Genomic DNA, 10,273 nt, shown 5'->3' on the forward strand with positions numbered 1-10,273 from the left:
CAAAAACACCCTAAAATGAACGACATATTTAGAATTATAATCTTGATTCTGTTATTAAGCTCTTGTAAAAAGGAAATAAACTCTGATGTAGTAATTTTAAAAGGTTTAGTTGAAGAAAATGATATAACACATCTTGAAATAAAAACAAATGAATTATTTAAATTATATAAACAACCGGTTGCAACTATAAAATTAAACCATTCTAAAAACAGTTTTAACGATACCTTAAATGTCGGAGAAGGCTATTATGATTTGACTATTAATGAAAAAACAATTTTAGTCTATCTTAAAAATGGATTCCAGTTAAACTTTAATATATCAAAAAAACAAATTGGAATTACTGGCTTGGGCGAAAAAGAGAATAACTATTTACTACAAAGAGACAAATTTGATAAAAATATATCTTCAAAAAATTTTTCAAGTTTTTATTCAAATTTAAACGAAATAGAATTTTTAAAACATGCTAACTCAATTTATCGGTATAGAATTAATTTAATTGAAAAATGGAATTTAGAGAATTCCAAATTCAAATATATTGAGGAGACTTTTGCAAAATTGGATAAAGCTCATAAATATCTGAACTATCCAAAAGCAAGACAATCTGTTGATCCTTCTTATATAGCGTCAAATGGATTTCCGAAAACTTTTGAAACAATAGACATTAATGATGAAAGATTAATGGACCTACCCTTCTATACAGTGTTAATGTTTCTCAATACTGTAAGTGAAGTTCACAATAGAAAACATCAATCAATTGATAAAAGTCTTGAAACCTTAAAGTATGTAATTTTAGACAGTCTTAGAATTAAAAATAAGAAATTGAAAGAAGAAGTAGCGTATAGAACAATTGATTGGACTTTTGAACAAACTGACAGTCTCGATAAAGTTTTTACGTTATACAAAAATTACACAAAAAATGAAAAATACTTAAATGAAATAACTAATAGATATCTAAAAATCAAAGGTCTTTCAAAAGGTAGCCCTGCAACAAATTTTACTATTAGAGATAGTGAGGGAAAATTAATTTCCTTAGAAAATTTGAGAGGAAATATAATCTATATTGATTTTTGGGCTACATGGTGCAAACCTTGTTTATCCGAAATAAAACCTTCTTCTCAACTTCAAGAAAAACTAAAAGATAAAGAAATAAAATTTCTAAATATTTGTATCGAAAGCGAATATAATACCTGGAAGAGAATGGTTTTAAACCAAAACATAGAAGGAATCAACCTTTTCGCCGATAAAGAAATTGAAAAAAAACTTAAAGAAGATTATATGATACAAGCTTTGCCAAGATATGTCATTATTGACAAAAATGGTAAAATATATGATTTTAGCGCAAAAAGACCTTCTGATTCAGAATTAGAAGTGGAATTAATTAAATTATTATAAAATAGGTAGCACTCCTTATAAATAGTAGGATAAAAAAATTAAAATCTAACTCTTAAAGAATGCAGGACCTTTAAAAACCCATATTTAAAAGAGGTACGGAAAAAAGACTTTAAAACCGATTAAAGCGCAGCGTGCGCCGATTCAAACCTAGAAAAGAAAAAATACGGACGACAAGGACAACTCACTCGGGCGGGGGTAATTTTGGTAACAACATATAAAAACAATGCTTAATTTGTTTTTGAATCGAAAACCTGTGTTCGCTTGCTCTGCTGATTGTCCAGCGGACAATCACGCTCGCCAGCTCGCACAGTTTTTATACGGGACGTTATTACCATTACAACGGTTGGATATGGAGAGGTTATGCCTTTGAATCCTCAAGAAATAGTTTTTGGATCTCTTTTTATCATTTCGAGTATCTTTATTGTGGGTTACGCCATTTCTGTAATTACGGAGTATTTAATAAGCAAAAATTTGGGACGTTTTAGAGAGAAAACGGTTCTAAAAAAATTAAAATCTATGAAAGACCATATAATAGTTTGTGGATACGGTAGGAATGGAAAACAAGCTGCTCAAAAACTTCTAGCTTATATTAAGCAATTTGTGATAATAGAAAAAGATGAAGAAGTGATCGATCGTTTTTCTAATGAAAAAATACTTTTCGTTCAAGGGGATGCAATAGAAGATGACGTTTTACTGAAAGCTAGAAAAGAAAAAGCATCTACTCTAATTTGTACTACTCCTAATGATGCTGATAATTTATTTATGGTTCTTTCTGCCAGGCAGATGAATAAAAACTTGAAAATTATAAGTCGTGCTAGTGAAGAAACCAGTTATAAAAAGCTAAAGCTTGCCGGTGCTGATAATGTAATAATGCCAGACAAAATAGGAGGCGACCATATGGCTTCGTTAGTTGTGGTGCCAGATTTAGTTGAGTTTTTAGACAATCTTACGATATCTGGAGAACAAGATAGTATTAACGTAGAGCAAATCCCTTTCGAAAAAATGTGTCCTGATGAAAAAGAACAAGCTATAAAAGACTTAGATGTTCGAAAAAAAACCGGATGTTCTATTATAGGGTATAGGGCTCGTACAGGTGAATATATAGTAAATCCAGAACCATCCTTATTGATACAAAAAGATTCAAAATTAATTTTGATTGGTCGTCCTGAACAAATTGAAAGTCTTAAAAGAGAATACGGGGTTTAGGAAAGCCTTAACAATTTATAGGGTGATTTATTGAAATTCTAATTTTTTTTAAGCATCTTGCTTTGTTTTAAATATAACAATGTTAAATTTTAAAAATCCACTATGAAGAAATTTCTTCTTTCACTTATCACTTTTATCATTCCATTTTTCACTTTCGCACAAGAACTTTCCACTTCTGAAAGGATAGATTTAAATTTTAAAAAATATACAGGTTGGTTTGTTGATGGTATTTTTTATGAAATTCCATTTTCTGAATCCTTTCAAATTCCTTGGGTATTAATAGTACTTATTGGAGGAGCGCTTTACTTCACTATTTATTTTAAACTTATAAATCTTACTGGGTTTTATACGGCTGTGAAAGTTGTAATGGGTAAGTATGAAGACATTGAAAAGCACGGGGTGGATACCTTATACGGTGATGTTACTCCAAACGAACAAGAAAACCTTATAGAAACGATTCGCGATGATAGTGCTGATGGTGAGGTTTCACACTTTCAAGCATTAACGGCTGCGCTTTCTGCTACTGTTGGTCTTGGTAATATTGCTGGAGTTGCTGTGGCACTATCTATTGGTGGTCCAGGTGCAACTTTCTGGATGATTTTAGCTGGTATATTGGGTATGGCTTCTAAGTTTGCCGAATGTACCTTAGGGGTTAAATTCCGAGATGTAGGTCCAGACGGAACTGTGTATGGTGGTCCGATGTACTATCTTAAAAAAGGGTTGGCTCAAAAAGGGATGGGCGGACTTGGAAAAGTACTTGCAGTAATATTTGCAATTTTTGTTATTGGTGGTTCTTTTGGTGGAGGAAATATGTTTCAAGCCAATCAAGCCGCAGCACAATTTGTTCAACTCTTCGACCTTCAAGGTACGAGTGCATCGATATGGTTTGGAATTGTAATGGCTATAATTGTAGCCTTTGTTATAATTGGAGGTATTAAAAGAATTGCAAAGGTTACTGAGAAAATTGTTCCTTTTATGGCCGGTATTTATGTACTTGGTGCACTTATTATACTAATAGCAAATTACAATCATATAGGTGAGGCATTTGCTCTTATTTTTGAAGGAGCTTTTTCTGGACTTGGTATTGCAGGTGGACTTGTAGGAGTTATGATTCAAGGTATTCGTCGTGGTGCATTTTCTAATGAAGCCGGAGTTGGATCGGCGGCTATTGCTCATTCTGCAGTACGAACTAAGTATCCAGCCTCCGAAGGTATTGTTGCACTTTTAGAACCGTTTATCGATACAGTGGTTATTTGTACTATGACGGCTTTAGTGATTGTAATTACAAACTTCGACAACAATATAATTCAATACGGAGTAGAAGTTAAGGAAGGGGTAGAGCTTACGGCAACTGCTTTTGATAGTGTAATTCCTCACTTTTCAATCGTTCTTACAATTGCCGTTATAATGTTTGCTTTCTCTACGATGATTTCTTGGTCTTATTACGGAATGCAAGGTTGGGTTTACCTTTTCGGAAGAGGAAAAGTAACTGAACTTGTATATAAACTGCTATTTTGTATCTTTATTTGGATTGGTTCGGTTATTAGCCTTGGATCGGTAATTAACTTTTCCGATGCAATGATTTTCGCAATGGTAGTGCCTAATATTATAGGGGTGGTGTTACTAACTCCTGTAGTACGCAAGGAACTTAACCGATATATGAAAGCCATAAAAATTAAACACCAGGCTATCGACGACGGACTAGAAGATATGTCCAAACATTTATAACTAGAGTTATTATGGAATTAAAATCCCACTTCACGTTCTCGAAACAGCAACGAAGTGGGATTTTGCTTTTGTTGTTACTTATAGTCACTTTACTGTGCTTGTTTTGGTTTGTCGATTTTTCTGAATCGGAAAGTTTTGATATTTCTTCTGAAGAAATCACTTCCATAAAAAATGAAATAGATTCTCTTCGTCTAATTGAAATAGAGAAACGGAAACCAAAGAGGTCTGAGTTTAATCCTAATTTCATAACAGATTATTCAGGTTATGTTTTAGGATTGTCTAATGAAGAAATAGATAAACTGCTTCAATATAGGAAGGATGGGAAGTGGATAAATTCTGCCGCAGATTTTAAAAGAGTAACGGGAGTTTCTGATTCATTATTATCCGAGATAAGTCCTTATTTTAAATTTCCAGCTTGGGTAAATAATTCTGCTTCAAAAGTAAGTGCTACTTCATATAATCAAAATAAAGGTTTTGTAGCGCGACCATTCAGTAAAAAAATAGATTTAAACCAAGCAACCGAAACTCAATTACAACAGGTGAGCGGTATTGGAGAAACACTAAGTAAACGAATTGTTTCTTATCGTGAATCGATAGGTGGTTTTAGTGACGAAAAACAGCTTTATGCAGTTTATGGTTTAAGCCCCGAAGTTGTAGAACGAACATTAAACGTCTTTACTGTAAAAACACCAAAAGAAATAAGTAAGATTAACGTAAACCATGCTTCGGCATCAGATATTGCAACTATTCCAGGAGTATCCTTTGAGTTGGCTAAAAAGATATGGGAATATCGACGACTACGTGAAAAAATTACGAACGTGGAAGAACTAAATAAAATTGAAGGTATGAGCCAAAGAAAGTTACAGCTAATTCAGTTATATTTGTCTGCTGAGTAAGGCTTAGAAATGCTGCCACATCGTTCTACATACGGTAAAAGTGTGTTTGTAGAACTTTGATTAGTGGGTGTCACTCAATAATATTAAACATAATAATTTCAAGATAAGATTTACAGATGAATTTACATTTTACAGAAGAACACGATTTTTTCAGAAAAAGTTTTCAGGATTTTCTTCAAAAAGAAGTAGTACCTCACATTGAAAAGTGGGAAAAAACAGGTACCATCGACCGTTTTATATGGAAAAAATTTGGTGAAATGGGATACTTCGGAATTTATCAGCCTGAAGAATATGGCGGATTAAATTTAGATCTTTTCTATACGGTGATTTTCTTAGAAGAATTACAAAAAGTAAACAGTGGTGGATTTGCTGCAGCAATGTGGGCACACGCTTATCTTGCAATGACACATCTTAAAAAAGAAGCTAATCACGAACAAAAAGAAAAATATTTAGCACCGAGTATTTCGGGAGATAAAATTGGCTGTTTGTGTATTACCGAACCATTTGGAGGAAGTGATGTTTCTGGAATGCGTACAACTGCGGTTAAAAAAGGAGATAAATATATAATCAACGGTTCTAAAACCTTTATCACAAATGGAATTTACAGCGATTACTTAGTAGTTGCTGCTAAAACCGCTCCAGAACTAGGTAACAAAGGGATTAGCATTTTTGTTATGGACCGTGATACCAAAGGTATTTCTGCAACTAAACTCGACAAACTAGGATGGAGAGCAAGTGATACAGGAGAAATAGCATTCGATAATGTTGAAATCCCTGCATCAAGCTTAATGGGTGAGGAGAACATGGGGTTCCCATATATTATGCAACATTTCGCATTAGAAAGACTTATTATGGGGGTTAACGCACACGCACGTAGTGAGTTTGCATTAGATTACACCATTCAATATATGAAAGATAGATTTGCTTTTGGTAAGAGTATTTCGAAGTTTCAAGCGCTACGTCATAGAGTTGCACAACTAGCAAGTGAAGTAGAAGTGGCAAAAACATTTAACTACGTAACTGCCCAACGTCTAAACGATGGGGAATATGTTGTAAAAGAAGCTACAATGAGTAAACTTATTTCAACTAAGGTAGCAGATGAGGTAATGACGGAATGTCTTCAATTTTTAGGAGGATATGGTTATATGGAAGATTATCCATTGGCAAGATTATTACGCGATAGCAGATTAGGTCCTATTGGTGGTGGTACGTCTGAAATTCTAAGAGAAATTATTTCTAAGATGGTTATTGAGGGAGTATCGTACAAACCAGCTACATAACCTAAGCTTTAAATTTGGAAGTTAGGAAAGAAGACATTTTAAAACTGATTGAAATTGAGTCAAAAGATACTATCTACAATCATTTTTTTAATGTCTTTTTTATTGATTATCGTGCCCGGTGTTGATCGGGTTTTATTTCGTTGTAGGTTTAAAGCTGATATTTAAAAAGAATACCAAATAGCCCTAAAGTTCTAATGTAAAATAATGGATATTCAAAGTTTAATATTTTAATCTTTTCAAAATAATGAAGCACTTTAAATTAAAGCATTTAGTAAGTGTGATCGTGATGTTCATAACTGCGACCGCCTTTTCACAATCCAACCTAAATGGGAAGGTTGCAGATTTCTTAACTTTTCAGCCTATAGAAAGTGCTAGTGTGTATATCAAAAATACTACCATTGGAACTATTTCTAACAGTGATGGTAATTTTGCCTTAAAAGTTCCCAAAGAACATTTAAATGATACTTTGGTTATCTCTTCTATAGGTTATAAAAGCTATAACGTGGTAATTGAAAGCTTTGAAAATGGTTCCGATATTTTTCTTGAAGAAGATGTTGCTTCCCTAGATGAAGTTGTAATCGTAGCAGATCCACGACCTACGACGGGGAACGGCATCGTCCAAAAAGCTATCGAAAGACTTCCAGCAAACTTACCAGAACAAGCCTATCTTCAAAAAGGGTTTTTGCGTCACAAAGAACGAAATAAAAAGGAATACAAGTGGCTTATAGAAAGTGCCATTACATTATACGATTCTAGTTATGCCGCTGGAGCAAAAGATTTTATAAAAATAAACGTAGATGAAACCCGAAAAAGTTACGATTTAAGGGATATCGACAGTCTTTTTACCTATTCGGCTTACTTAAAAAGTATAGGGTCTAACGCTGGTAATGTAAGTTTGAATTCTGTTAAGAAGTCAGCTTTGATTAACGCCATTAAGTGGAATGATAGTCGTGTAAATGGATTGGAAAATCTATTTAAAGGAAAACTGAATCTGTTGAGGAATAGTAATGCAACAGGAGCGTTATTGGGGAAAAATATGTTAGAAAAACATCAGTTTAACCTCGATACAATTTTAGTAGATAACGGAAGGAAAATTTATAAAATTGAAATTACTAAAGGCAAAGATTTTGTCGGTTTGAATACGCCTAACATCTATAACGAAGGGTTTGCGCCAAAAGGGTGGATTTACATATATTACGATAATTACGCGATTAAAAGGGTGGAGTATGAGTTGACAGCAGCTTCTGATGTTCAGAAAAGAAGAAGCAAGAGTTTGTTTGATACTCAAACCATGCATAAGTTAACCATGACTTATATGGAGTATAATGATAAGATGTATCCTAATTACATTTATTATGAAACTCCAAAACTTGTAAATACAGGAGATAGGTCTACTAATAGAGTTAAAACTGAAGCGGAGCCTGGTTTTGATAAAGGGGAACAATATTATTATACTGTTCAGGAAATTCTGTTTACCGATATAATTCAGGAGACCGAGCTTATTAAAGAAGAATTACAACAGAATGACTGGTCTGCAGATATATTCTCTAGCAAGCCTTACAATGAAACTTTTTGGAAAACTTACAACGTATTATTAGAAAGTGAAGAAGAAGAAAAATTGATTTTAGATTTAAGTAAAAGAGCTTCATTGTATAAAAATTAATCTTGTCTTAATTAGGTTTTAAACTATTTCCTCATTATCAGAAAGGTAAATTGCAATGTTTTAATTGCGCAATTTTAGGTGTAAACTTCTTTTTTTAAAAAATCTTGTAAGTTGTTATTTATAAATCAAAACTTTTTATATCTTTGCCGCCCTAAAGAGAGGAGGTGATGACACTATGTTAATTATACCAGTTAAAGACGGAGAAAATATCGACAGAGCACTGAAGCGTTTCAAGCGTAAGTTTGACCGTACAGGAACAATGCGCCAGTTGCGTGCAAGACAAGCTTTTACAAAGCCATCTGTTAAGAAAAGAGCGCAAATGCAAAAAGCGCAATACATCCAGAATCTTAGAGATCAGGAAGATATTTAATATTCTTTTTGAATCTATATCATATAAATCCGTTGGAATTTTTTCCAACGGATTTTTTTATGATTTAAAATTATTAGTTTATGAGGTAATTGAGTTATTTTGTAGAACCACTGTTTGAAATAGAGGCTAACGTCGCCTTCTAATTAAATGCGCAGTTGGCTACAATCTAAAAACCTGCAAATGCCTTTTTCTTCTTTTAAGGATTATTTAGAGCTTGAGAAAAAATATTCATCTCATACGGTGGTGGCATACTTAAAAGATCTAGACGGATTTCAGCAATTTGCGTCAGAAGAGTTTCAGTATGAAAATATTTTAAATATTAACTACTCAGTTATCCGTAGCTGGATAGTCTCATTGGTTGATGCTGGTATTTCAAATCGAACTGTAAACAGGAAAATATCTTCGCTTAAAACCTATTATAAATTTCTTTTAAAAACGGGGCAAATCCAGGTTAGTCCGTTGACGAAGCACAAAGCATTAAAAACTTCAAAAAAAATACAAGTTCCGTTTTCTGAAGATGAAATCGTAAATGTAATGGAATTGCTTCAAGGCAATGATGATTTTAAGGGATTGCGAGATCGTCTTGTGGTCGAATTGTTTTATTCAACAGGTATAAGAAGGGCAGAGTTAATTAATATTAAGATTGATGGTATTTCCTTCGCCCAAAAAACGATTAAAGTGTTGGGTAAGCGTAATAAGGAGCGAATAATTCCCTTATTGCCAACAGTCGTTGATACTATTCGTTCTTATATGGCTGTGCGGGATGAGCTTGAAGATATAGTAGATGATGAGTATTTGTTTCTCACGGCCAAAGGTTCGAAAATGTATGAAACCCTTGTGTATCGCATAATTAATATCTACTTTAGTAAGGCATCTGAAAAAGTAAAAAAGAGTCCTCATATATTAAGGCATTCATTTGCGACTCATCTTTTAAATGAAGGTGCCGATATCAATTCGGTTAAAGAGTTATTGGGTCATTCTAGTCTAGCATCTACTCAAGTTTATACCCAAAACAATATCGCTAAATTGAAAGAAGTTTATAAAAATTCACATCCTCGTAATTAATTTTAAATGGCATTTATGGTGTAAAATTACTTAGCAATTAATTAAAACTTTAGTGATATGAAAGTAAATGTACAAGCGCCAAATTTTACGGCCAAAGAAGAGCTGTTGTTATTTGTTAAAAAAAGGTTGTCGAAGCTTGAACAATTTTACGACAAAATTGTGTTCGCAGATGTCTTTTTGAAGGTTCAAAAAACGAGTGAAAAAGAAAATAAAATAGTAGAGGTGTTATTGAGTGTGCCTGGAGGTGATATAATGGTAAAAAAGGAGGCAAAGACCTTTGAAGCTGCTGTTGACGAGGCTTCACGGGCTTTAGAAAGACAGTTGAAGAAGCGCAAACAGAAAGAAAAATCATATTTATAGAATTTATTTTAAAAAAAGTTTTAAAAAAGTTTTGTTTGAAACGAGAAGTTTATATACATTTGCACTCCGTTAGAAATAACGAGCTTTTTTACGAGTTAGGAAGCAACTCAGAAAAAGATAAAAAAGCCGATGTAGCTCAGCTGGCTAGAGCAGCTGATTTGTAATCAGCAGGTCGTGGGTTCGAGTCCCTCCATCGGCTCTGAAATTTTGAAAAGTGCATCAGGAATTAAGCTGAAGTTTTAAAATTAGGACTTGGTTTAATTGGGACGAGAAGTTTATCCTGAGCGCAGTCGAAGGGAGTCCCTCCATCGGC

9 protein-coding genes, 1 tRNA gene and 1 pseudogene are annotated in these 10,273 nt (G+C 33.5%); all 11 read left to right on the top strand.

What is annotated here, in order from left to right:
- The first annotated feature begins 15 nt into the window (after positions 1-15).
- The 11 genes and pseudogenes from K8344_RS12600 (at position 16) to K8344_RS12650 (ending at position 10,159) form a co-directional block, all read left to right on the top strand.
- The gene (locus tag K8344_RS12600; protein WP_237609041.1) at positions 16-1,392 is read left to right on the top strand and encodes a TlpA family protein disulfide reductase; all 1,377 of its coding nucleotides are present in this window, start codon (positions 16-18) and stop codon (positions 1,390-1,392) included.
- Positions 1,393-1,665: 273 nt separating this feature from the next.
- A pseudogene (locus tag K8344_RS14170) lies at positions 1,666-1,839 on the top strand (ion channel); the annotation flags it as partial.
- 69 nt (positions 1,840-1,908) lie between these two features.
- The gene (locus K8344_RS12610; protein WP_237609050.1) at positions 1,909-2,598 is read left to right on the top strand and encodes a potassium channel family protein; all 690 of its coding nucleotides are present in this window, start codon (positions 1,909-1,911) and stop codon (positions 2,596-2,598) included.
- 102 nt (positions 2,599-2,700) lie between these two features.
- Entirely contained in the window at positions 2,701-4,326 is a 1,626-nt protein-coding gene (locus tag K8344_RS12615; RefSeq protein ID WP_237609042.1) for an alanine/glycine:cation symporter family protein, read from the top strand.
- Positions 4,327-4,337: 11 nt separating this feature from the next.
- Positions 4,338-5,222 (top strand): ComEA family DNA-binding protein, encoded by an 885-nt coding sequence (locus K8344_RS12620; RefSeq protein WP_237609043.1) that lies wholly within the window; start codon positions 4,338-4,340, stop codon positions 5,220-5,222.
- A 116-nt stretch (positions 5,223-5,338) separates the two neighbouring features.
- Entirely contained in the window at positions 5,339-6,502 is a 1,164-nt protein-coding gene (locus tag K8344_RS12625; protein WP_237609044.1) for an acyl-CoA dehydrogenase family protein, read from the top strand.
- 244 nt (positions 6,503-6,746) lie between these two features.
- Positions 6,747-8,165: a carboxypeptidase-like regulatory domain-containing protein gene (locus tag K8344_RS12630; protein WP_237609045.1), complete on the top strand. Its 1,419-nt coding sequence runs from the start codon at positions 6,747-6,749 to the stop codon at positions 8,163-8,165.
- A gap of 175 nt (positions 8,166-8,340) precedes the next feature.
- On the top strand, positions 8,341-8,535 hold the full coding sequence (rpsU, locus tag K8344_RS12635; protein WP_139856220.1) for a 30S ribosomal protein S21: 195 nt from the start codon (positions 8,341-8,343) through the stop codon (positions 8,533-8,535).
- A 180-nt stretch (positions 8,536-8,715) separates the two neighbouring features.
- Positions 8,716-9,600: a tyrosine-type recombinase/integrase gene (locus K8344_RS12640; protein ID WP_237609046.1), complete on the top strand. Its 885-nt coding sequence runs from the start codon at positions 8,716-8,718 to the stop codon at positions 9,598-9,600.
- A 57-nt stretch (positions 9,601-9,657) separates the two neighbouring features.
- Positions 9,658-9,960: a ribosome hibernation-promoting factor, HPF/YfiA family gene (gene hpf / locus K8344_RS12645; RefSeq protein ID WP_237609047.1), complete on the top strand. Its 303-nt coding sequence runs from the start codon at positions 9,658-9,660 to the stop codon at positions 9,958-9,960.
- A gap of 125 nt (positions 9,961-10,085) precedes the next feature.
- Positions 10,086-10,159: transfer RNA gene (locus K8344_RS12650), tRNA-Thr, on the top strand.
- Positions 10,160-10,273 lie beyond the last annotated feature (114 nt).

The organism is Aequorivita xiaoshiensis (assembly GCF_022008395.1).
GTDB lineage: Bacteria > Bacteroidota > Bacteroidia > Flavobacteriales > Flavobacteriaceae > Aequorivita > Aequorivita xiaoshiensis.

Excerpts from the sequence above, each read along its gene's own strand:
- K8344_RS12640 (WP_237609046.1), top strand. The coding sequence starts at position 8,716 with ATGCCTTTTTCTTCTTTTAAGGATTATTTAGAGCTTGAGAAAAAATAT.
- K8344_RS12600 (WP_237609041.1), top strand. The coding sequence starts at position 16 with ATGAACGACATATTTAGAATTATAATCTTGATTCTGTTATTAAGCTCT.
- hpf (WP_237609047.1), top strand. The coding sequence starts at position 9,658 with ATGAAAGTAAATGTACAAGCGCCAAATTTTACGGCCAAAGAAGAGCTG.
- rpsU (WP_139856220.1), top strand. The coding sequence starts at position 8,341 with ATGTTAATTATACCAGTTAAAGACGGAGAAAATATCGACAGAGCACTG.
- K8344_RS12630 (WP_237609045.1), top strand. The coding sequence starts at position 6,747 with ATGAAGCACTTTAAATTAAAGCATTTAGTAAGTGTGATCGTGATGTTC.
- K8344_RS12615 (WP_237609042.1), top strand. The coding sequence starts at position 2,701 with ATGAAGAAATTTCTTCTTTCACTTATCACTTTTATCATTCCATTTTTC.
- K8344_RS12610 (WP_237609050.1), top strand. The coding sequence starts at position 1,909 with ATGAAAGACCATATAATAGTTTGTGGATACGGTAGGAATGGAAAACAA.
- K8344_RS12620 (WP_237609043.1), top strand. The coding sequence starts at position 4,338 with ATGGAATTAAAATCCCACTTCACGTTCTCGAAACAGCAACGAAGTGGG.
- K8344_RS12625 (WP_237609044.1), top strand. The coding sequence starts at position 5,339 with ATGAATTTACATTTTACAGAAGAACACGATTTTTTCAGAAAAAGTTTT.